The 23,504-nt window shown below is 54.6% G+C and carries 19 protein-coding genes; 1 reads left to right on the top strand and 18 read right to left on the bottom strand.

From position 1 onward, the window contains the following. Window positions 1-87: 87 nt before the first annotated feature. The 13 genes from pyrE to ACH518_RS05710 all read right to left on the bottom strand — a co-directional run bounded on the left by pyrE (window position 88) and on the right by ACH518_RS05710 (window position 19,285). Complete coding sequence (gene pyrE, locus ACH518_RS05770) at window positions 88-726, bottom strand: orotate phosphoribosyltransferase (protein WP_445372971.1); 639 nt, start codon at window positions 724-726, stop codon at window positions 88-90. 157 nt (window positions 727-883) lie between these two features. Beyond that, window positions 884-2,014 carry a radical SAM family heme chaperone HemW gene (hemW, locus tag ACH518_RS05765; protein ID WP_445372207.1) on the bottom strand — a complete coding sequence of 377 codons (1,131 nt, stop codon included), beginning with the start codon at window positions 2,012-2,014 and terminating at the stop codon, window positions 884-886. 11 nt (window positions 2,015-2,025) lie between these two features. After that, entirely contained in the window at window positions 2,026-2,466 is a 441-nt protein-coding gene (locus ACH518_RS05760; protein ID WP_445372206.1) for a VOC family protein, read from the bottom strand. 70 nt (window positions 2,467-2,536) lie between these two features. Beyond that, the gene (locus tag ACH518_RS05755; protein WP_278209831.1) at window positions 2,537-3,625 is read right to left on the bottom strand and encodes a protein-glutamate methylesterase/protein-glutamine glutaminase; all 1,089 of its coding nucleotides are present in this window, start codon (window positions 3,623-3,625) and stop codon (window positions 2,537-2,539) included. 12 nt (window positions 3,626-3,637) lie between these two features. Then, window positions 3,638-4,129, bottom strand: coding sequence for a chemotaxis protein CheD (locus tag ACH518_RS05750; protein ID WP_186289678.1), 492 nt, complete (start codon window positions 4,127-4,129; stop codon window positions 3,638-3,640). A 13-nt stretch (window positions 4,130-4,142) separates the two neighbouring features. Next, window positions 4,143-4,982 carry a CheR family methyltransferase gene (locus ACH518_RS05745; protein ID WP_140914130.1) on the bottom strand — a complete coding sequence of 280 codons (840 nt, stop codon included), beginning with the start codon at window positions 4,980-4,982 and terminating at the stop codon, window positions 4,143-4,145. A gap of 10 nt (window positions 4,983-4,992) precedes the next feature. After that, a complete protein-coding gene (locus ACH518_RS05740) occupies window positions 4,993-5,481 on the bottom strand; it encodes a chemotaxis protein CheW (RefSeq protein ID WP_445372205.1) in 489 nt (162 codons plus the stop codon). Between the two features lie 81 nt (window positions 5,482-5,562). Beyond that, on the bottom strand, window positions 5,563-9,915 hold the full coding sequence (locus tag ACH518_RS05735) for a methyl-accepting chemotaxis protein (protein WP_445372204.1): 4,353 nt from the start codon (window positions 9,913-9,915) through the stop codon (window positions 5,563-5,565). Window positions 9,916-10,079: 164 nt separating this feature from the next. Next, window positions 10,080-15,245 (bottom strand): methyl-accepting chemotaxis protein, encoded by a 5,166-nt coding sequence (locus ACH518_RS05730; RefSeq protein WP_445372203.1) that lies wholly within the window; start codon window positions 15,243-15,245, stop codon window positions 10,080-10,082. A 41-nt stretch (window positions 15,246-15,286) separates the two neighbouring features. After that, on the bottom strand, window positions 15,287-17,467 hold the full coding sequence (locus ACH518_RS05725; protein WP_140913952.1) for a chemotaxis protein CheA: 2,181 nt from the start codon (window positions 17,465-17,467) through the stop codon (window positions 15,287-15,289). A gap of 4 nt (window positions 17,468-17,471) precedes the next feature. Beyond that, window positions 17,472-17,765, bottom strand: coding sequence for an STAS domain-containing protein (locus ACH518_RS05720; protein WP_278209836.1), 294 nt, complete (start codon window positions 17,763-17,765; stop codon window positions 17,472-17,474). A gap of 68 nt (window positions 17,766-17,833) precedes the next feature. Further along, the gene (locus ACH518_RS05715) at window positions 17,834-18,202 is read right to left on the bottom strand and encodes a response regulator (protein ID WP_064027959.1); all 369 of its coding nucleotides are present in this window, start codon (window positions 18,200-18,202) and stop codon (window positions 17,834-17,836) included. Window positions 18,203-18,211: 9 nt separating this feature from the next. After that, window positions 18,212-19,285, bottom strand: coding sequence for a methyl-accepting chemotaxis protein (locus ACH518_RS05710; protein ID WP_445372202.1), 1,074 nt, complete (start codon window positions 19,283-19,285; stop codon window positions 18,212-18,214). Between the two features lie 242 nt (window positions 19,286-19,527). Between ACH518_RS05710 and ACH518_RS05705 the strand changes: the two genes are divergently transcribed. Next, on the top strand, window positions 19,528-19,863 hold the full coding sequence (locus ACH518_RS05705; protein ID WP_445372970.1) for an ASCH domain-containing protein: 336 nt from the start codon (window positions 19,528-19,530) through the stop codon (window positions 19,861-19,863). Here ACH518_RS05705 and ACH518_RS05700 read toward each other — a convergent pair. The 5 genes from ACH518_RS05700 to nth form a co-directional block, all read right to left on the bottom strand. Continuing rightward, a complete protein-coding gene (locus ACH518_RS05700; protein WP_445372201.1) occupies window positions 19,841-20,599 on the bottom strand; it encodes an HvfC family RiPP maturation protein in 759 nt (252 codons plus the stop codon). The two genes, ACH518_RS05705 and ACH518_RS05700, sit on opposite strands and share 23 nt — an antisense overlap. Continuing rightward, complete coding sequence (locus tag ACH518_RS05695; RefSeq protein WP_445372200.1) at window positions 20,599-21,447, bottom strand: HvfB family MNIO-type RiPP peptide maturase; 849 nt, start codon at window positions 21,445-21,447, stop codon at window positions 20,599-20,601. Before ACH518_RS05695 ends, ACH518_RS05700 begins: the two co-directional genes overlap by 1 nt. Window positions 21,448-21,450: 3 nt before the next feature. Then, window positions 21,451-22,014, bottom strand: a complete 564-nt coding sequence (locus tag ACH518_RS05690; protein WP_064023096.1) for a DedA family protein — start codon at window positions 22,012-22,014, stop codon at window positions 21,451-21,453. A 31-nt stretch (window positions 22,015-22,045) separates the two neighbouring features. Continuing rightward, window positions 22,046-22,600, bottom strand: coding sequence for a hypothetical protein (locus ACH518_RS05685; RefSeq protein WP_445372199.1), 555 nt, complete (start codon window positions 22,598-22,600; stop codon window positions 22,046-22,048). 104 nt (window positions 22,601-22,704) lie between these two features. Beyond that, window positions 22,705-23,340, bottom strand: coding sequence for an endonuclease III (gene nth, locus ACH518_RS05680; protein ID WP_140913957.1), 636 nt, complete (start codon window positions 23,338-23,340; stop codon window positions 22,705-22,707). Window positions 23,341-23,504: the final 164 nt, after the last annotated feature.

Raw genomic sequence — 23,504 nt, 5'->3', positions numbered from 1 at the left:
TGACTGTACTCGATGTAAGGGCTAATAATAACGGCTAAGTGTAGACCAATAATCCACAAGCATTTCGCCGGTAGCTCGCGTCGCGGCTCAAATTCCGTATTGCTGGCGGTAAGCGCGAATCACCGGCAATTTCCCGGCAAATGCCGGCTCTTGATTAATAAACTCGATGATGTCCGCCAAACCGATAATTGCCAGCACCGGAATATCGAATTGAGCCGAGACTTCCTGCGCTGCCGACAACTCGTTCTGGCCTTTTTCTTGGCGGTCCAACGCGATAACCACGCCGGCCACGGTGGCGCCGGCCGCACGAATAATGTCTACCGATTCCCGTACTGAAGTCCCGGCGGTAATCACGTCATCCAGAATCCAGACCTTGCCTTGCAGTGGTGCACCGACCAGGGTGCCGCCCTCGCCATGGTCTTTGGCTTCTTTGCGGTTAAAGGCAAACGGAATGTCCGCTTTTAACCGGGAATAAGCGATCGACGTCGTGCTGACCAACGGGATGCCCTTATACGCCGGGCCGTACAGCACATCGACTTCGACCCCGGCGTTAATCAAGGTTTGCGCGTAAAATTGGCCCAACTTATCGAGTTGGGCGCCGGTATTGAATAAACCGGTATTAAAAAAATAAGGGCTGATCCGCCCCGACTTTAATTGAAATTCGCCGAATTTCAGTACACCGCACGCCAAAGCGTACTGAATAAACTGTTTCTGGTAATCGAGCATGGTAGGAATATTGCGAGTTAGTGGCATTGTTGCCCGGGCCTTGAATTCCGTTCGGGCTGAGCATGTCAAGTTAGAACCGCCTTGGGCTTAGAACTGCTCAGCCCGAACGGGATACTAGTAACAAAAGATCCGGGCTACCAATTATAACCGCACCCCTTTAATCGATAAATTTTTCTAGGACCAAATCCAACAGATCCCAGCCTCGCTCGGTACAGGCGTAGTGGTTTTCTTGTCGACTCAAAAGGCCTTGCTGCAGACATAGCGACAATCCAGGCTGTAAGCTGACTGCCGTTAATCCGGTGGCTGCTCGAAAGTGCGCCAAATCGAAACCGGCTTTCAAGCGCAATTGATTCATCAAGAACTCCAGTGGCAATTGGCCAACCGCTATCGGCTCCGCGATTGCCGTCCAATCGCGGCGCAAATACTGCTCCGGACTCCTTGGCTTGACAGTACGCACGATATCGTCCGGCAAACGGCGACTGATTTTGCCGTGGGCGCCGGCGCCAATCCCCAAATAATCGCCGAATTGCCAATAGTTTTTATTGTGGCGGGATTGCCGTCCAACCTGGGCGTAAGCCGAAACTTCGTACTGTTGAAAACCGTGATCTGCTAATAAGCTCTGGCAACGCTTCTGCGCGGCGAATATCTCGTCGCCGTCCGGCAATTGCGGCGGAAATTTGTGGAAGTAGGTATTGGGTTCCAACGTCAACTGATAAAACGAAATATGCGTCGGCGCCAGATTGATCGCGGTTTGCACATCAGCCAGCATCTGGTCGGGACTTTGTTCCGGCAAACCGAACATCAGATCCAGATTGAAATTGTCGAACCCTGCCTGAATCGCAATCTCCGATGCCGCCATGGCTTCCGCGGAGGAGTGCACCCTTCCCAGAACTTGCAAGTGATGGTCAGAAAAAGTTTGGATGCCCACAGATAAGCGGTTGATGCCCAAAGCGCGGAATTCGGCAAATTTGGCGCTCTCGAAGGTTCCCGGATTGGCTTCGAGCGTGATCTCGCAATCGGCGGTCAGCCCTGCCAGTTGTCTTATCCCGGCGAACAAACGGTTGAGCGCGTCCGGCGAAAACAAGCTGGGGGTACCTCCCCCCATAAAAATACTTGCGATTTCGCGCGGCATTGCCAGCAAATTCAAATCCGCTTGCAAGTCGGCCAGCAAGGCATCGACGTAAAGCTGTTCAGGGATTGGTTGTTTGACGGCGTGGGAATTGAAGTCGCAATAAGGGCATTTGCGGATGCACCACGGAAAATGAATGTACAGACCTAAGGGTAGCAAAGGTGTATGCCTTACCAAACCCCGGTATTCGCCATAGAGACCCAGGGCTCTTGCGGGGGCAACGCGGCGCCTTTTTGCAGCAACTCGATGGAAATCTGGTCCGGCGAACGAATGAAGGCCATAAAGCCATCCCGCGGCGGGCGGTTGATGGTGACACCTTGATCCGCCAGCTTTTGGCAGCTTGCGTAGATGTCGTCGACTTCGAATGCCAGATGGCCGAAATTGCGGCCACCGGTGTAATCCTCAGCATCCCAGTTATAGGTCAATTCCAACAGTGGAGCACCGTTCGCGGCGCCGCGTTCCCGATCTAACGGCGCAGCCAAATACACTAAAGTAAACCGGCCTGACTCGTTATCCAGCCGCCGAATTTCCGTCAAACCCAGCTTATTGCAATAAAAATCCAGCGATTCGGCAAGGTCTCGCACCCTCACCATAGTGTGTAAATAACGCATGCTTACGGTCCCGGCAATAAAACGGCAATTATGACCGAGACGGAAACGAAATTTGTATTTTTTAACGGATTTACTTGCCGTATTGCTCGATCAGGCCGGCAATCGCTTGCAACGGCACTTCTTGCTGCACAGCGCCCAACTTCACCGCTTCTCTGGGCATGCCGTAGACCACGCAGGTTTTTTCATCCTGGCCTGCTGTGCGGGCTCCGGCCGAGTGCATTTCTTTCAAACCGCGCGCGCCGTCGTCCCCCATACCGGTCATAATGATTCCAAACGCATTTTTACCGGCCCATTTTGCTACCGAACGAAACAACACATCCACCGACGGCCGATGCCGATTGACCAACGGCCCGTCCTGGACTTCGACCACGTATTGGGCACCACTACGCAATATCGACATATGTTTGCCGCCCGGTGCAATCAAGGCCCGCCCCGGTATTACCCGGTCGCCGCTGACGGCTTCTTTGACTTCAATTTCGCAAATACTGTTAAGTCGGGCGGCAAAGGCGCCGGTAAACTTCTCCGGCATATGCTGTACGATCACAATTCCCGGCGCGATCCGGGACAACTGAGTCAAAACCACTTCCAAAGCCTGGGTTCCGCCGGTCGACGTGCCGATTGCAACCAGCCGGTCGGTAGTGGCAGCCATCGCCGAAGCATGCCCGACGCCTCCCGTTCCGGTTGCGGCCGAGTCCATGGTTTTCACCGGCTTCGCGTGAGAGGCCATCGTCATCGCTTTCATGCGCCGCATATCGGTCATTGCCGCGGCTTTCACGGCGTGAACGATATCGCCGCAGTCGTCCTCCAAAAACGACTTTAAACCGGCTTTCGGTTTGGTCACGATACCGGTAGCGCCTGCAGACAGCGCTTGCATCGTCGTCTCGGCACCTTTTTCAGTCAACGTCGAGCAAATTACCACCGGCGTCGGCCTAACCGACATAATCTTCTTCAGGAAGGTAATACCGTCCATTCGCGGCATTTCCACATCCAGCACAACCACATCAGGCCAGTCCTGATTCATTTTTGCCATCGCAAAAATCGGGTCGGATACCGAACCGATGACATCGATATCGGCCGACTTACTTAGAATTTGCGTCAACACTTGGCGCACGACCGCTGAATCGTCGACGATCAGCACTCTGATTTTCTTCTCGCTCATATTCTCACTCGCTCAAGCCCCTTTCGAAACGTGCTTCATCCAGACATGGCCGCTCCACAAATCGAAAATCACATTGCGGTGACCGGTTCCGCCCAAGTGCTCCGCTTTGATCTTAAAGCCATGATGTGCCAGCAATTCCCTAGCGGCTATCACATTGTTATCGGAAACGCTGAGCCGGTTAGGCTTGGCTTGTCCGGGGAACTGGTCCCCTCCGCCGAACACTTTTACTTCGTAATCCTTTGGCGAAGTTTTGGACTTCCGCAACTCATGCATAAACATCAATACCGCTTCATCTGCGTAACGCCCGTCCAACTCGTTGGACCGTTGCTGGCGCCGGCTTCCCGGCAACATAAAATGGCACATGCCGCCGATATGCAATGCGGGGTGCCACAATGTGATTGCAACGCAAGAACCCAAAACCGTGCGAATTCTGGTCTCCCTGTCGCCGAAATACAGCTCCCCCGGTTGTAAAAAAATCTCCAGAAAAAATTCCGGCTTGCTCATGCCTCTCCTAAAATCAAGCTTCTACCGGCTTGCGGTAGATGGATGGCGTCACTATCTGCAAATCGGTTTTCATACCGTTCAACGATTCGGAGTGGCTGACGTAAAAGTAACCACCCGGCAACAAATATTTAGTAATTCGCTCAAGCAAACGTTGTTTGGTTTCCATATCGAAGTAAATCATGACATTACGTAGAAAAATCACGTCGAACATCTCCATCTTGGGCAAGTTTCCAATCAAATTGGCATAGATAAATTTGACATGCTTGCGCAAAGCCGGATCGATCAAAAAATATCCGTCGAACTCGCCGGTACCTTTCAAACAATATTTTTTAAGCAACGATGGCGGAATCTTTTCCGAACCGTGAGTCGGGTACAAACCCCGCCTCGCCTTCTCCAAAATCCGGTTGGAAATGTCGGTCCCGACGATTTCCCATGGCCCTAGCCGGGCATGATCGGCCAACAACATCGCCAAGGTGTAAGCTTCCTCACCGCTCGAGCTGGCCGCACTCCAGACTCTGAACGTCCTACTAGGCGAATGATTCGGCAGAATATGCTGAGTCAAATATTCGAAATGTTTGGGCTCACGAAAAAAATATGTTTCGTTCGTGGTCAACAAATCGATCGCCATCGTGGTTTCGTTTTCGAATCCTGGCCGGCCGAACAAACGAAAATATTCGGTATAGCTGGTCAAGCCATGATGGCGTAGGCGTTTTTCCAAACGCCCAACCACCATCGCCTGCTTATTGTCGTTGAGCACGATTCCCGCGCGCTTGTATAAAAAATCCTTGATCCAGACAAACTCATGTTGTTGCAAGACAGGAGCCGACCCGGATTGATGACTAATGGCCGCCATTGCGTCCTCCCTAATCGGCTATTCCTTCCTGAGCAAACCCGGAAACCGTCTGCCCCAGCGCGGCCATTTCATCCACCGATAGCACTTTGTTAACGTTCAACAAAATTACGAAACTGCTATCGCACTTTGCCATGCCGTTAATGAAATCCGGCCGGATACCGGCGCCGAAACTTGGCGGTGGCTCGATATCCTGATTACCGATATCCACCACCTCGTTGACCGCGTCGACGATGATGCCGATATCCTGGCTATGCTCGTCTTCCTGGTCGCTCGTTGCCGTCTCGACGATCACAATACCGGTACGCTTGGCAATTTGAGTTGCACCTTTGCCGAATCGGGCCAACAAGTCGATTACCGGCACCACGCTACCGCGCAGATTGATCACGCCGCGCACAAAAGACGGCATCATCGGTACTTCGGTCAGTTGGCCGTAATCGATAATTTCCTTGATATTCAAAATCCCCAGCGCATAAACCTCGCCGCCAAGGACAAATGTCAAATACTGGCCTGCAGTAGCTACGGACTCTACTGCCACCGGCAGTTGGCTTGATGTTGTCGCGATTGCACCCATGCCGACCCCCTAGAAACGTTCGAACTGGCTGAGGTCGAATTCGGCTTCGCCTTCGTCGTGGGACGCAGGGCTCGAGACCGGCTTGACCTTTGCCACCCGCCGCGAGGCTTTCGCGCTGCTGCGCGACCCGCTGCTGTTGCCGTGGCCGATTTTGAAGAAGGCCATCAGCGTTTGCAGTTGTTCCGACTGCCCGGTCATTTCTTCCGCCGTCGCCGCCAATTGTTCGCTCGCCGACGCGTTTTGCTGGGTGATCTGGTTCATTTGGTTCATGGCGTTGTTGACTTGGCTGACTCCCGCCGATTGTTCTTGCGAGGCCGCTGCGATCTCTTGCACCAGGTCCGAGGTTTTGGCAATGCTCGGTACGATTTCGTCGAGCAATTTGCCGGCGGTTTCCGCCGTTTTCACGCTGCTGTCCGCCAATTCGCCGATTTCCTGCGCCGCCACTTGGCTGCGTTCGGCCAGTTTGCGCACTTCCGCCGCCACCACGGCAAAGCCTTTGCCGTGGTCGCCGGCCCGCGCCGCTTCGATGGCGGCGTTTAACGCCAGCATGTTGGTTTGGTAGGCGATGTCGTCGATGATGCCGATTTTGGCGGCGATTTCTTTCATCGCGTCTACGGTTTGCTTGACCGCGCCACCGCCTTCCACCGCTTCTTTGGAGGCTTTGCCGGCCATGCCGTCGGTAACTTTGGCGTTCTCGGCGTTCTGGTTGATGCTGGCGGCCATTTCTTCGATGCTGGCGCTGGTCTCTTCGACGCTGGCCGCTTGTTCGCTGGCTGCTTGCGACAACGATTGCGAGGTGGAGCTGATTTGCTCGGCGGCATTGGTCAGTTGGTCGGCGGCGATGATGACGTCGCCGATGGTTTTCGACAGGTTGGCGATGGTGTTGTTGACGGTATCCTTGAAGTCGCTCAATTGGCCTTTGTAGTCGCCGTTGACGGTCCGGGTCAGGTCGCCTTGTTCGACCAAGCTCAGCACTTCGACCGCTTCGTTCAGCGGCAGGATCACGCCGTCCAGGGTTTCGTTGACCCCTTGGACGATTTTGCGGAAGTCGCCTTGGTGTTTGCTGGCGTCGGCTCGGGTCGACAGTTTGCCTTCCACTGCCGCTTGCGCCAGTAGGTTGGCGTCCGCCACCAGGGCGTTCACCGCATCAATGCAGGTGTTGAGGTTGTTTTTGATGACGTTGAAGTCGCCGTTGTAGCTGTCCGTGATTTTGGCCGGGATGGCGCCGCGCGAGATTTTGTCGACGTAGTCCGCCGCCACGTTGAGCGGGCCGATCACGGCATCCAGGGTGTTGTTCACGCCTTGGACGATTTTACGGTAGTCGCCTTGGTATTGGCTGGCGTCGGCACGGGTGGCCAGGCGGCCTTCGATCGCGGCTTTTTCCAGGGCGGCGGCTTCCGCCACCATGTTGCTGATGGCGTCGATGCAGTTGTTCAGGTTGTTTTTGATGGTGTTGAAGTCGCCGTTGTAGTGGTCGCTGATTTTGGCCGGGATGGCGCCTTTGGCGATGTTGTCGACGTAGTCGGCAGCAACGTTGAGCGGGCCGATCACGGCGTCCAGGGTGTGGTTGACGCCTTCCACCACTTTGCGGAAGTCGCCTTGGTGTTTGCTGGCGTCGGCCCGGGTCGACAGTTTGCCTTCCACTGCCGCTTGCGCCAGCAGGTTGGCGTCCGCCACCAGGGCGTTCACCGCATCAATACAGGTGTTGAGGTTGTTTTTGATGACGTTGAAGTCGCCGTTGTAGCTGTCCGTGATTTTGGCCGGGATAGCGCCGCGCGAGATTTTGTCGACGTAGTCCGCCGCCACGTTGAGCGGGCCGATCACGGCATCCAGGGTGTTGTTTACGCCTTGGACGATTTTACGGTAGTCGCCTTGGTATTGGCTGGCGTCGGCACGGGTGGCCAGGCGGCCTTCGATCGCGGCTTTTTCCAGGGCGGCGGCTTCCGCCACCATGTTGCTGATGGCGTCGATGCAGTTGTTCAGGTTGTTTTTGATGGTGTTGAAGTCGCCGTTGTAGTGGTCGCTGATTTTGGCCGGGATGGCGCCTTTGGCGATGTTGTCGACGTAGTCGGCAGCAACGTTGAGCGGGCCGATCACGGCGTCCAGGGTGTGGTTGACGCCTTCCACCACTTTGCGGAAGTCGCCTTGGTGTTTGCTGGCGTCGGCTCGGGTCGACAGTTTGCCTTCCACTGCCGCTTGCGCCAGCAGGTTGGCGTCCGCCACCAGGGCGTTCACCGCATCAATACAGGTGTTGAGGTTGTTTTTGATGACGTTGAAGTCGCCGTTGTAGCTGTCCGTGATTTTGGCCGGGATGGCGCCGCGCGAGATTTTGTCGACGTAGTCCGCCGCCACGTTGAGCGGGCCGATCACGGCATCCAGGGTGTTGTTTACGCCTTGGACGATTTTACGGTAGTCGCCTTGGTATTGGCTGGCGTCGGCACGGGTGGCCAGGCGGCCTTCGATCGCGGCTTTTTCCAGGGCGGCGGCTTCCGCCACCATGTTGCTGATGGCGTCGATGCAGTTGTTCAGGTTGTTTTTGATGGTGTTGAAGTCGCCGTTGTAGTGGTCGCTGATTTTGGCCGGGATGGCGCCTTTGGAGATGTTGTCGACGTAGTCGGCAGCAACGTTGAGCGGGCCGATCACGGCGTCCAGGGTGTGGTTGACGCCTTCCACCACTTTGCGGAAGTCGCCTTGGTGTTTGCTGGCGTCGGCTCGGGTCGACAGTTTGCCTTCCACCGCCGCTTGCGCCAGCAGGTTGGCGTCCGCCACCAGGGCGTTCACCGCATCAATACAGGTGTTGAGGTTGTTTTTGATGACGTTGAAGTCGCCGTTGTAGCTGTCCGTGATTTTGGCCGGGATGGCGCCGCGCGAGATTTTGTCGACGTAGTCGGCGGCGACGTTGAGCGGGCCGATCACGGCGTCCAGGGTGTTGTTTACGCCTTGGACGATTTTACGGTAGTCGCCTTGGTATTGGCTGGCGTCGGCACGGGTGGCAAGGCGGCCTTCGATCGCGGCTTTTTCCAGGGCGGCGGCTTCCGCCACCATGTTGCTGATGGCGTCGATGCAGTTGTTCAGGTTGTTTTTGATGGTGTTGAAGTCGCCGTTGTAGTGGTCGCTGATTTTGGCCGGGATGGCACCTTTGGAGATGTTGTCGACGTAGTCGGCAGCAACGTTGAGCGGGCCGATCACGGCGTCCAGGGTATCGTTGACGCCCTGAACTAATTTTTTGAAATCACCTTGGTGTTTGCTGGCGTCGGCGCGGGTCGACAGTTTGCCTTCCACTGCCGCTTGCGCCAGCAGGTTGGCGTCGGCAACAACGGCTTTCAGATTACCGCGTACCAACTCGACCGTCTCGTTGATAAAGGCCTTTTTACCCGGTAATTTTTCCATCGGGGCGTCAAAATTACCTTCACCAAACTCTTTGAATACGCCAACGGCCATCTTTTTAACGGCGATATGCGCATTGACCATATCATTAACGCCTTTCGCCACGGTTTTAAAACTGCCATGGAATTTAGAAGTATTCACGACAACATCGATATCGCCTTTTTCGTGTTCGGCGGCCATGTGCTCCATTTCATCCAGCAAAGCTTTAATGTTGTCGCTCAGGCTTTTCATGTTGGCCATGACGCTGGTTTGATCGCCGGCTTTCAAGCTAATCATGGTACTCAAGTCGCCTTGCGAGATCTTGTAAGCCAGATCCGCCACGAAATCAGGTTCGCCGCCCAATTGCCTCATCAGACTGCGCGCGATGAATAGTCCGAGCAAGCCCATCACCGCAATAGCCAATACCGCAATGATTGTAGAAACCAGAACAGCAGATGATTTGATCGAGATAGCCTCGTCCGACGAATTTTTCCCCAAGCGCTGGTTATATTCGCTATGGCTTTTGAATGCGCTCAGCATTGTGTCGACTGTCGCTTGGTTCGCCATCATTAAATCGCGAGCTTCGGCGTTTTTATTCTGTCTCGACAAGTCGCGCACTTTGGCGGTCAGTTTGTCGTACTCGGCCAGCCGGGCTATATCGTCCTGAAGCAAACGCTTGTCTTCGTCGTCCGCCAGCATTGGCTCATAATCTTTCAGCAACTTATCGATATTTCGGCGTCTGGTTTCGATTTCTCGTTCGACGCTCTGCATCGCCGAATCGTCGGTCTCTGTCAGATGCTGCCAAACGTGGGCGCGAACACCGGATATTTCGCCGACGATATCGTTCAGCAGCAATACGCTAGGCAAGGTGTTGACGGTATTGAAATTTGTCGCGGTATAAACTCTGTCGATCTGGACATAATTAAAGCCCGCCAATCCGGCCAGACCCAATACGGCCGAACCGATTAATATCAACAAACGCTGTGTGACTGTCATGATGAATCCTCGTTAAAAAACAATAATCTTTGATTCCATCCGCGTTCCTGAATCGGCGCAGCATTCCCGCCGCGGCCCAAACAACGTTCCTTGCGCCAGCCACTACAAAGCTTTTATTTCTGTTTTGGTTTGGCGTTTGTCGCAGTTATTCTTTCGCTTGCCTCCTAGAAACGTTCGAACTGGCTGAGGTCGAATTCGGCTTCGCCTTCGTCGTGGGACGCAGGGCTCGAGACCGGCTTGACCTTTGCCACCCGCCGCGAGGCTTTCGCGCTGCTGCGCGACCCGCTGCTGTTGCCGTGGCCGATTTTGAAGAAGGCCATCAGCGTTTGCAGTTGTTCCGACTGCCCGGTCATTTCTTCCGCCGTCGCCGCCAATTGTTCGCTCGCCGACGCGTTTTGCTGGGTGATCTGGTTCATTTGGTTCATGGCGTTGTTGACTTGGCTGACTCCCGCCGATTGTTCTTGCGAGGCCGCTGCGATCTCTTGCACCAGGTCCGAGGTTTTGGCAATGCTCGGTACGATTTCGTCGAGCAATTTGCCGGCGGTTTCCGCCGTTTTCACGCTGCTGTCCGCCAATTCGCCGATTTCCTGCGCCGCCACTTGGCTGCGTTCGGCCAGTTTGCGCACTTCCGCCGCCACCACGGCAAAGCCTTTGCCGTGGTCGCCGGCCCGCGCCGCTTCGATGGCGGCGTTTAACGCCAGCATGTTGGTTTGGTAGGCGATGTCGTCGATGATGCCGATTTTGGCGGCGATTTCTTTCATCGCGTCTACGGTTTGCTTGACCGCGCCACCGCCTTCCACCGCTTCTTTGGAGGCTTTGCCGGCCATGCCGTCGGTAACTTTGGCGTTCTCGGCGTTCTGGTTGATGCTGGCGGCCATTTCTTCGATGCTGGCGCTGGTCTCTTCGACGCTGGCCGCTTGTTCGCTGGCTGCTTGCGACAACGATTGCGAGGTGGAGCTGATTTGCTCGGCGGCATTGGTCAGTTGGTCGGCGGCGATGATGACGTCGCCGATGGTTTTCGACAGGTTGGCGATGGTGTTGTTGACGGTATCCTTGAAGTCGCTCAATTGGCCTTTGTAGTCGCCGTTGACGGTCCGGGTCAGGTCGCCTTGTTCGACCAAGCTCAGCACTTCGACCGCTTCGTTCAGCGGCAGGATCACGCCGTCCAGGGTTTCGTTGACCCCTTGGACGATTTTGCGGAAGTCGCCTTGGTGTTTGCTGGCGTCGGCTCGGGTCGACAGTTTGCCTTCCACTGCCGCTTGCGCCAGTAGGTTGGCGTCCGCCACCAGGGCGTTCACCGCATCAATACAGGTGTTGAGGTTGTTTTTGATGACGTTGAAGTCGCCGTTGTAGCTGTCCGTGATTTTGGCCGGGATGGCGCCGCGCGAGATTTTGTCGACGTAGTCCGCCGCCACGTTGAGCGGGCCGATCACGGCATCCAGGGTGTTGTTCACGCCTTGGACGATTTTACGGTAGTCGCCTTGGTATTGGCTGGCGTCGGCACGGGTGGCCAGGCGGCCTTCGATCGCGGCTTTTTCCAGGGCGGCGGCTTCCGCCACCATGTTGCTGATGGCGTCGATGCAGTTGTTCAGGTTGTTTTTGATGGTGTTGAAGTCGCCGTTGTAGTGGTCGCTGATTTTGGCCGGGATGGCGCCTTTGGCGATGTTGTCGACGTAGTCGGCAGCAACGTTGAGCGGGCCGATCACGGCGTCCAGGGTGTGGTTGACGCCTTCCACCACTTTGCGGAAGTCGCCTTGGTGTTTGCTGGCGTCGGCCCGGGTCGACAGTTTGCCTTCCACTGCCGCTTGCGCCAGCAGGTTGGCGTCCGCCACCAGGGCGTTCACCGCATCAATACAGGTGTTGAGGTTGTTTTTGATGACGTTGAAGTCGCCGTTGTAGCTGTCCGTGATTTTGGCCGGGATAGCGCCGCGCGAGATTTTGTCGACGTAGTCCGCCGCCACGTTGAGCGGGCCGATCACGGCATCCAGGGTGTTGTTTACGCCTTGGACGATTTTACGGTAGTCGCCTTGGTATTGGCTGGCGTCGGCACGGGTGGCCAGGCGGCCTTCGATCGCGGCTTTTTCCAGGGCGGCGGCTTCCGCCACCATGTTGCTGATGGCGTCGATGCAGTTGTTCAGGTTGTTTTTGATGGTGTTGAAGTCGCCGTTGTAGTGGTCGCTGATTTTGGCCGGGATGGCGCCTTTGGCGATGTTGTCGACGTAGTCGGCAGCAACGTTGAGCGGGCCGATCACGGCGTCCAGGGTGTGGTTGACGCCTTCCACCACTTTGCGGAAGTCGCCTTGGTGTTTGCTGGCGTCGGCCCGGGTCGACAGTTTGCCTTCCACTGCCGCTTGCGCCAGCAGGTTGGCGTCGGCTACCAATGCGTTCACCGCATCAATACAGGTGTTGAGGTTGTTTTTGATGACGTTGAAGTCGCCGTTGTAGCTGTCCGTGATTTTGGCCGGGATGGCGCCGCGCGAGATTTTGTCGACGTAGTCCGCCGCCACGTTGAGCGGGCCGATCACGGCATCCAGGGTGTTGTTTACGCCTTGGACGATTTTACGGTAGTCGCCTTGGTATTGGCTGGCGTCGGCACGGGTGGCCAGGCGGCCTTCGATCGCGGCTTTTTCCAGGGCGGCGGCTTCCGCCACCATGTTGCTGATGGCGTCGATGCAGTTGTTCAGGTTGTTTTTGATGGTGTTGAAGTCGCCGTTGTAGTGGTCGCTGATTTTGGCCGGGATGGCGCCTTTGGAGATGTTGTCGACGTAGTCGGCAGCAACGTTGAGCGGGCCGATCACGGCGTCCAGGGTGTGGTTGACGCCTTCCACCACTTTGCGGAAGTCGCCTTGGTGTTTGCTGGCGTCGGCCCGGGTCGACAGTTTGCCTTCCACTGCCGCTTGCGCCAGCAGGTTGGCGTCCGCCACCAGGGCGTTCACCGCATCAATACAGGTGTTGAGGTTGTTTTTGATGACGTTGAAGTCGCCGTTGTAGCTGTCCGTGATTTTGGCCGGGATGGCGCCGCGCGAGATTTTGTCGACGTAGTCGGCGGCGACGTTGAGCGGGCCGATCACGGCATCCAGGGTGTTGTTTACGCCTTGGACGATTTTACGGTAGTCGCCTTGGTATTGGCTGGCGTCGGCACGGGTGGCCAGGCGGCCTTCGATCGCGGCTTTTTCCAGGGCGGCGGCTTCCGCCACCATGTTGCTGATGGCGTCGATGCAGTTGTTCAGGTTGTTTTTGATGGTGTTGAAGTCGCCGTTGTAGTGGTCGCTGATTTTGGCCGGGATGGCGCCTTTGGCGATGTTGTCGACGTAGTCGGCGGCGACGTTGAGCGGGCCGATCACGGCGTCCAGGGTATGGTTGACGCCTTCCACCACTTTGCGGAAGTCGCCTTGGTGTTTGCTGGCGTCGGCTCGGGTCGACAGTTTGCCTTCCACTGCCGCTTGCGCCAGCAGGTTGGCGTCCGCCACCAGGGCGTTCACCGCATCAATACAGGTGTTGAGGTTGTTTTTGATGACGTTGAAGTCGCCGTTGTAGCTGTCCGTGATTTTGGCCGGGATGGCGCCGCGCGAGATTTTGTCGACGTAGTCGGCGGCGACGTTGAGCGGGCCGATCACGGCGTCCAGGGTGTTGTTTACGCCTTGGACGATTTTACGGTAGTCGCCTTGGTGTTTGCCGGCATCGGCTCGGGTCGACAATTTGCCTTCCACCGCCGCTTGCGACAGCATGCTGGCGTCGGCAATCAAGGACTGCACCGAGAACACAGCGGCTTTAATACCCTCGTTAAGCTGATTGAATTCCAAGCCGTAATTGTTATCGTCCCGGGGCGGCATCTCGCCGCGCCCCAACATAGACACGGCATCGATCATTGACCTTACCGGCCGCAACACACCCATTACGATAGACCAGCTCACGGCAAGAAAAACTAATAGCAACAGGGACGCTATGATTAGTGCATTATTGACGCTTCGGTCCACCCTTTCTATGCGGTCGTCCAAGCCAGTACGCAACAGTTCGCCAAATTTGGCGGACAAGTCGAAATTGTGTTGTACGACGCCAGTCATAGTGTTGAAGTAATCGGCAGCAGACATATCGACTTTGTTAGTCTGCAGAATCCCCTTTTTGACCAATGAAATGGCATTTTCGGCCTCGTCCTTGGCTTTTTTGAGTGTTGAACGGAAAGCGTCATCCATATTGCCGATTTTGGCTGAACTCTCTTTGACTATCTCGAAGGTCTCTTCGGTAGAGTCCATGATTTCGCGCAAAGAAGCAGCTTCCTCAGGCGTAAATGTTCTCCGTTGCAGCATGGAAGCGCCTAGGCCTCTGATCAGACCAAATTGCTCACATAGATCCGGAATTAGATCAACCGACAACAATTGCGCGTAATAGGTATTATGTTCCGGGTCCAGCGCCAATCCGGACGCATCAGCCACGCTACGGGTAAAAGCGTGCACCTGTTTAATAAATTCGGCGTGTTTACCAAAATTGGCCTGCGTATCGAATGTGTTGGACGCGGCCTCTAAATCGCGCCATTTTTCCTGCAAGGCTTGCCACGACTGGGTCAATCCAAAATCCGACAGTCGGCTATCCAGCGCAGTGATATTTGCGAGATGCTCATTAATTTCCTGACGTTTGGCGTTTCTCCGAGATATCTCCTGACCGTTGCCTGCAATCACCATCCCATTTATACCGCGATGATCCATCGCAAGTTGCATCAACTTAATGGTTGCAGTTGTGTAATCGATGCCCTTTTTTTCCTTTAATGCGACATCTTTTTCATTGAGACTGCGCTCCACCAACAGGTAGGTTGGTACAGCAGACATAATGGTAGCCAGTACAATCAGCACAAGAAATTTTTGCCAAAGTTTGATCTTGCTCAGCATGGTGTTCAGTGTTTTTGGTTGAAATGGATTTTTTATGTGACCGGATTTAATTCCGGCATATAGCTTTGCGGCCTCGTCGATATCCTGACGGCGGGGTTTATAGCGTAGAGAGCGATAACCAACGATTTTGCCGCCGTTATAGACCGGCGAGACGTTGGCCTCAACCCAGTAGAAATCCCCGTGCTTGGAGCGGTTCTTTACTAGCCCTCGCCAGGTTTTCCCGGCCTGGATGTCGCGCCACATCCATTCATAGGCTTCTTCGGGCATGTCCGGATGGCGCACAATGTTGTGGGGCTGGCCCATCAGTTCTTGTTCGCTAAATCCACTCAACTTAACGAATGCCGGGCTGGCACTGGTGATATGCCCTTCTAAATCGGTTGTAGAACTTAGTATCTCGTCTTCGTCGAAATTTAATTCGATATTAGTAACAGGTTGATTATTTCTCATGGCTTAATTCCCAATTCGCAAAGAGAATGATCGGTACAGCATCATGCCGACAAGGACAGGGCGTGACGCTGCATTTTCTGTTCAAACGAACCCACTAAAACCGGTACATCGAGGATTAACGCAACTTCGCCGCTACCGAGGATGGTCGAACCGCCCAAGCCCTGAACATGAGCAAACAGCTTTCCAAGCGGCTTAATCACGGTTTGAAACTCGCCAAGCAAGCGGTCTACGACCAAGCCGGTCTTGGCCCCGGCAACATCGACCACCACCACATTCGCCCGCCGCGGGGGTTGCTCGTTGATGCCGAACAGGCTGCGCAAACGGATGAACGGCAATACCTCGCCGCGTAAATCCATGTAGTCGTTGTGGCCGGTGTCGTTAGTCAATTCCACGCATTCTACGACCCGATCCAGCGGCACTACGAACGAGGACTTGCCCACACCGACCAAAAAGCCGTCGATAATCGCTAACGTTAAAGGCAAGCGGATACGCATGGTAGTACCGACGCCGATAGCGCTGTCGACCTCGATACTGCCGCGCAAATCGGTCACGTTGCGTTTCACCACGTCCATACCGACGCCGCGGCCGGACAGGTTGGAAATTTGCGCGGCTGTGGAGAAACCAGGTTCGAAGATCAAGGCGTAGACTTCTTGATCGGATAACTTGGCATCGGCCGAGACCATGCCTTTTTCGACGGCTTTGGCCAGAATACGCTCGCGATTCAAGCCGCCACCATCGTCGCTGACTTCGATCGCAATAGTTCCGGATTCGTGATAGGCATTCAGCCGTAGCGTGCCCTGGCTGGGTTTACCTTTTTGATGACGAACTTCGGCCGATTCGATGCCGTGATCCATTGCATTGCGCACCAAGTGCATCAGCGGATCGCCAATTTTTTCGACCACGGATTTGTCGACTTCGGTTTCGCCGCCGGTAATCACCAAATTGATGTCTTTACCCAATTCTTTACTAACGTCGCGAACCACCCGTTGGAAACGGCTGAATGTGGTCCCAATCGGCACCATGCGCAATTGCAACGCGCTGTCGCGAACTTCTTCTACCAGCCGCATCATTTCGCCGGTAGCTTCCAACAACGCCGATTGCGCGGTTTGCAAGGCGCGCAGATTAACGCCGGCGCTGGAAATCACTAATTCGCCGATCAAGTCGATCAATTTATCCAGACGTTCGGCATCGACGCGAATGCTTTGGCTTTCGCGGGCTTTGTTGTCTTTGATCTGTTTTTGCTTTTCCAGGGCCGCCGTGACCAAGGGCTGCTGCACGACTTGCTGCTCGACCAGGATTTCTCCGATCGGTTGCGCCTGATGACTGGTTTCGGAATCGTTTTTCTGTTTACTCAGGCCGTCTTCCAATTCGCGTTTGGTCAGCACGCCGCTTTTCACCAGTAATTCGCCGAGGAAAACATCGTCTTCCGGCAAGGAACGGATCAGTTCGATGTAATCGGCTATCGCGCTTTCCAAGGGCAAAATGTGGATGATACTGTCGGCCCTGACGAATTCGAATACGTTTTCCAGAGCTTCTTTACCGGCATCGCTTTTCACGTCGATTTCGAAGCCCAGATAATTGGTTTCCGGATCCATTTCTTCTACAGCGGGTATCCGGCTGGTAATCGTGGTCAAGTTAACGATGCTTCCCAACGTCGTCATATAACGAATAAAAGACAACGGATCCATGCCGTTGCGCAGAGAATCTTCGCCGAACCGGAGCGAGATATGCCAATTGCCGGTCTCGACTTCACCGCCGCCGCTGGTTTCCACCCGCTCCTGAGCCGGGGCCACTGTTGCCACCTGGCCCGCTTTGTTGCCGTCCAGAAACGGCCGCAGTTCGGCCAACAGCACATCTCCGGCCGCGGTCATATCGGGGTTCTCGTCGACATCACCGTCAACCACAGCCCGAATCAATAGTGCGATGTGGTCGCAACAAGGTAACAATACCGCCACCAGATCGGAGCTGACGTCGAGTTTACCTTCGCGTACGGCATCCAGAATGCTTTCGACCACGTGGGTGAATTTGACGATGTGGTCTAGGCCGAATAAACCGGACGAACCCTTGATGGTATGGGCGGCGCGGAAAATCGAATTGATCCGTTCCGTCGGGTCTTCCCCGTCTTCCAGACTCAGGAGCCCGTCTTCCATGTCTTGCAACAGTTCCAGACTCTCTATTGTGAACGTGACCAGAGCGGCCTTCATTTCGGCGTCGATACTCATTTGGTTAGTCCTCGTTATGCGAAATTACCACTTGGTCGCCAAACGCCGTGGTCAGATTGGCGAGTTCCAAAATTTCCAGAACCACCTTGCTATGCATGACAAAACGCAGGGCCTTCCCGGCGCGAGCCGCCTCCCGTTTGGCCAGAATCAACAACTGCAAACCGGCAGTATCCATTTCGGAGACCTGGGATAAATTGATTTCCAAATCGTCGCCCGACCCTAGAAAATTCAGCAGACCGGATTTCTGTTCCGCGGCGGTAAAGATGGTCAATTCATCTTCTATCGTTAGCGTTTGCATCGTCAAAACCTCGCCATATAAGTTGGATAAGCCTGAAACCGTCGACCTGGAATAACCGGCAAAAGCTATTAGGGCAAAATCAATTTCGACACGGCAGCCAGCATTTGCGCCGGCTGAAACGGTTTAACCACCCAGGCTTTGGCACCGGCGGCTTGCCCTTCTTGCTTCTTGCTTTCTTGCGACTCGGTGGTCAGCATGATGACCGGAGTAAACTTATAAGCGGGCAATTGCTTGAGTTCTTTAACGAAGGTGATGCCGTCCATATTCGGCATGTTTACGTCAGAAATCACCAAATGCACTTTTTGCCCATTCAATTTGCTCAGCGCATCTTTGCCGTCTACGCCTTCGATAACGTCGTAGCCGGCACCTTTCAGAGCAATACTGACAACTTGACGGACCGATGCTGAGTCATCAACCACTAAAATTGTTTTGGCCATTTTTTGTTCCTAGAAAAAAGTAATTTCGGTAGAAGGTTGTTCGTGGTGCGCGCTACCACCGTGGGCGCTGTGCTCGGAAACCATAGTGTATGTGCTGCGCAACTCGTGCAGAATGTCGTCGGTGGCCAACGGCTTGAGCCCGAAAACGCCGTCGCCTTGGCTGCGCATGATATGGCGCGGCAGATCGCTGATGCTGTCGCGCACATGCGACAACACCTGACCAATCCGATCCTGAAATTGAAATTGCACCAGCGACTCGTCGATCTCGCGTTTGATCACACGGGCCTGTTTATTCATCTCTTCGGAATGCCGCTGCAGCGTTTCGAACACCCCGTGCAACGCACTCATCACGTTTTGGATATTGCCTTGCGACGCGGCAACCGCCGCGGTTTCGTTTTCGGTGCTTTTCTCCACGGCTGCCAAGGTGGTTTGAATCGCTCCGCTGACTTGATCGACTTTAGAACCGATCAGTTTGCCGGTCTCACCGGACAGGTTGGAAAGCTTACGCACCTCATCGGCAACCACGGCAAATCCCCGGCCGGCTTCGCCGGCTCTGGCCGCCTCGATCGCCGCATTCAATGCGATCAAATTGGTCTGCTCGGCGATCCGCGCCACTTCTTTGGCCATGGTTTTCAATTCTTCTATGAAACCGGCTAAGGAACGGATTTTGGTCAGTACCTGTAAATTTTCCTGTAGCGCGGCGTCCAGTGAACCGACAACTTTCTGCAGATTGGCGTTACTCGTCGAAAAAATATCCTCGTTGCGGCCGAATGCCGGATTGCTAGAAGAGCCAACCAAGACGTCGAGGCCGCTGGTGATGCCGGCAAAGCGCCCGGTTAATTCGCCAATGGCCTGTTCCATTTCCTGGCGCGACGATTCAATGTGCTTGGACCAAACCGGAGCGACTTCGTTGGCAAACTTGTCGATCCCGGTAAGGTATTTTTCCACATCAGGAACCGGCAACGATGGCGGCGGTTTGGGCATGCTGGCCTGTTCCAAAAGCAAACGGCGCTTGGTATACGAAGAAGCAAGCCAAGCGCTCAACAACGAGCAGGCGAGCAACAATAGTATTACTTGAAACATAGGCACGGGATCCGCCTCCCTTTTCCGTTTAATCGAATTGCTAGGATTTATTCAAAGATTCGGTAGCAATCATGTGTCAAGCAGTATAGACAGAGAATTCCGTATTGCTAATGCGGACATGTAGGAAATGTCCGACTCGCCGCAATCGGCCAATAAATTTTGTGGATCAGTTACGGCTGAGGCTTGTCATGCTTGAATAAGACTCTTAAAGTGTGGCGCTTTTACGCACTTTGAAGATGACTATGCACGACTATCCGGAAAAAACTTGCGATATCGATCGGTTGGTCCGCCACCCCAAACTGGTGGCGGCTGCGCTAGCCGGGGAAAAGACCCAGCAACGCCGCGACGGCCTCTATGCCTATCCGGGCGAGAGGTTTATTCTGGAAGGAGTGGAATTCGAGGTCACGGGAGTCGAGCGGCAACGAATCCGCGATATGACAGACGCCGACGCCCGCGCCGAGGGCTATCCGAATTTAGCGATGTACAAAGATTTGATCTTACGTATGCACAGCGGCATGGAATGGAACGAAGACGGCTTGGTCTGGCTGCACTGCTTCAAGCGTCGCCAGCCGGAATAACAATCCCTTTTTCGGCCAGCTCCCGCAGCATCGATAGACCGTTGCTCTGAATCAGTTGCGGCTCGATCTGCGGGAACTCGGCTGCCACGTTTTGCAAACATTGCGCGGCCGGCATTGGCCCCCGGTCTTGCAGGATTTGCAACACGCTTAGCGTCAGACCGCTAACCTGCAAAAAGTGGACTTGGTCCGTCTTGTCGCGATAAACGACCAGACAGGTGGTCTGCTCGGGCGGCTGCAACGGCAGGAAATCGGGACCGATCCGATGCACCGGATATTGGTACAACAACGGCAAAGCCAGTTCTGACAGCGCAATCCGTTGGGTCGTTAGGCTGTCCAAAAACGCTTGATCACCTAGTTTCGGCGCGTCCTTGGCAATCGACAGCGCCATTTCCACCCACTCGTAATGCGCTAGCTCCAGCAGGAAGGGATAATCCTCCGGATTGCTGCGCTCGTTTTGCAAATAGTCTAAAAATTCTTCGGCAATCTCGGAAAAATACGGCGTCCGGCAATGGTGGCGGGAAAAAAAATCCCGGGTCAATTCCAGCCATTGGGCATCATCCAGAATCGCCCTGACCACCGGGAAATTGCTGGCGATGAAGCTGTCGATATTGTTGAAAAACAATTCACGGTACATCGCCATCCGTCTAGGCTCCACATCGGCTGGCGGCGGATTGCTATGCGGATCGCGGATATAGGCGGCAAAGCGCTGTTGCGTGCTTTGAAAAGATGCCGCCATCACGCCACCCGTTTTTCCGCGGCAACGGCATGCTGTTGAACGGCGCGGATCGTGTCCACTTCCTGTAACAATTCGGCCAAAGGTGGAATGTTGAAATCCCGTTCCAATAAGGTTGGGAAAACGCCGAACAGGCGGTAAGCCGTCTCCAGTAACTTCCAAACCGGATCGATCACCGTCGCGCCGTGGGTATCGACCAAAAAGTCTTCGGCTTCAACGTAATGGCCGGCGATGTGGGCGTAAGCGATTCGGTCGCCGGGCATGGCCCGTAGAAAGGCTTCCGCGTCGTACCCGTGGTTGACGCTATTGACGTAGATGTTATTGATGTCGATCAGCACATCGCAATCGGCCTCTGCGACGACGGCATTGAAGAAATCAATCTCGGCCATCTCCCGGCCTGGCGCGGCATAGTAAGAAATATTTTCGATGGCAATGCGCTGTTCGAGAATGTCTTGCACCCGGCGAATTCGCGCGGCGACATGTTTGACCGCATCCTCGGTAAACGGCATCGGCATCAAATCGTACAGATGTCCGCCGTGGCTGCAATAACTGAGGTGTTCGCTGTAAAACTTGATGCCGTGTTCGGCCATGAACCGTTTCAAATCGCGCACGAATTGCTCGTCGAGCGGATCGCTGCTGCCGATGGACAAAGACAGGCCGTGACAAACAAAGTCGAAACGCTCGGTCATGGCCCGAAATTGTTTGCCGAACTTGCCGCCTATCGGCATCCAATTCTCCGGCGCTACCTCGTAAAACCCGACTTGCGCCGGCGGCTGCTCGACAATCTCGCTCAAAAACGAACGACGCAAACCCAGGCCGACACCGTGGACCAGATTGCGGACGCTTTGCATCGCTTACTCTTCCGGTTTATGCGTCGAACGCCAAAACAAGGCCAAGCCTATCGCCACCAGCACGCCCAGGATATACATTTCGTATTTTTTGACTTGGCCCATGATGGACTCGGCAAACTGGCCGAAGGTATAACCCAAGTAACCGACGGCTATCGCCCAGATCGCCGCACCCAAAAAATTCAAGGCAAAAAACTTAAGCGGATGAATCTTGCTGGCGCCGATTACGAACGGCGTGACGTTACGCACACCGTAAAGAAAGCGGAAACCGAGAATCACCGGTATCTGGTGCTTGTGCAGCAGATCGAACACTTTGTCGGTTTTACTGTGCCAGAGCGGCCTTTTTTCCAAAAAGGAGATACCTTTCCACCGCCCCAGATAAAAAAAGGTCTGGTCGCCGGCAAAAGTACCGAGGAACGCTGTCAACATGACCCATTCCAACGCCAAATAGCCGCTATGCGCCAAAAAGCCGGCAATCACCAAAATGGTTTCGCCTTCCAGATAGGTACCGATAAATAAGGCCAGATAACCGTAATCGATAACCAGCTGCTGTATATCCTGAAAATCCATAACGTCGATTCAATACCGTCAGGTCGGAGAATTAATGGCCGGCCGCTTTGTCGGCATCCATTTTGCTGCCGCAACTGCCTTCACCGCCTTTCATCATGGCGCCGCAGCTATGTTCGCCGGCTTTTTTATCCGGATTCATCATCGCACCGCAGCTACCTTCTTCGGCTTGTTTCGGTTTGTCGGCGTTACCATGATCCATACCGCCCATCATGCCCATGCCGCAGGCGCCTTCCTTGCCTTTCATCATCGCACCGCACATGTTTTCCATGCCCGGCTTCATTTTGCCGCCGCTCATCATGCCGCCGCACATGCCTTCGCCACAGGAACCTTCGGTTTTCTTCGCATCGGATTTTTTAGCGCCGGCAACCACTTTCTTACCGTTGCTGTCCATCGCATTGGAACCGCAGGCACCTTGGCTGATTTTGCCGTTGGAATGCTCGGCGTGTGAGGTTGCAACCTGCATGTAACCGCCGGCCAGTTCCGACAACGCAAACGGATTGGGCTCGGCTTGCGCGTTCGCAGCGATACCGGACAAAAGGGCACCGCCCATTGCAGCGGCCAACGGAGATTTATTGAATTTTTTCATGTAGCTATCCTCTCGTGCGTTTTTGTAATTATGTTATCCGGCCTTCGTCCGGCCGCATTACGACGGGCAAACGTCCTGCTGCTTCGATTCTGATTATTGCATACTCACGCTAGATTCTTGTCCTTAAATTCGCAAAGGTCGGCAATACAACAAGCCTCGCAGCGGGGTTTGCGGGCGATACAGATGTAGCGGCCGTGCAGAATCAACAAATGATGTGCATCTTTCTTGTGGGATTTCGGCACCGTCTTGTCCAATTTTTTCTCCACCTCAAGCACGTTTTTTCCCGGCGCCAGACCGGTGCGGTTCGCGACCCGGAAAATATGAGTATCGACCGCGATGGTCGGTTGCCCAAACGCGGTATTCAAAATCACGTTAGCCGTCTTGCGGCCGACGCCGGCCAGCGCCTCTAACGCTTCTCGCTCGCGGGGCACCTCGCCTTGGTGCTTTTCCAACAGAGTCTGACAAAGTTTTATGACATTTGCCGCCTTGCTGTTAAATAAACCGATGGTTTTGATATGTTCTTTTAAGCCGTCTTCGCCCAAAGCCAAAATCGCCTGCGGTGTATTCGCCACCGGAAACAGCTTGGCGGTAGCTTTATTAACCCCCTTATCGGTCGCCTGTGCCGACAGCACCACCGCCACCAATAATTCGAACGGCGAACTGTAATTTAACTCTGTCGTGGGGTTAGGCGTGGCCTCGGCCAGACGTTCGAAAATGGCCAGGCGTTTGTCGTTATTCATACCGGATCGATACCCTCGGGTTTAAGTTTTCCAGGCAATTAAACATTCGGCAAGCAAGTCCAGGCAATCCCTCTGCTGCCCGCCACCTGAAATTCGATAACGCGGATTTGGCCGGAACCATTCCGCGCCCCGCCAGTCTCTAGCTGGCACCCAAGCGGGTGCGC

The organism is Methylomonas sp. HW2-6 (assembly GCF_052474525.1).
This window is presented reverse-complemented; position numbering and strand designations above follow the sequence as displayed.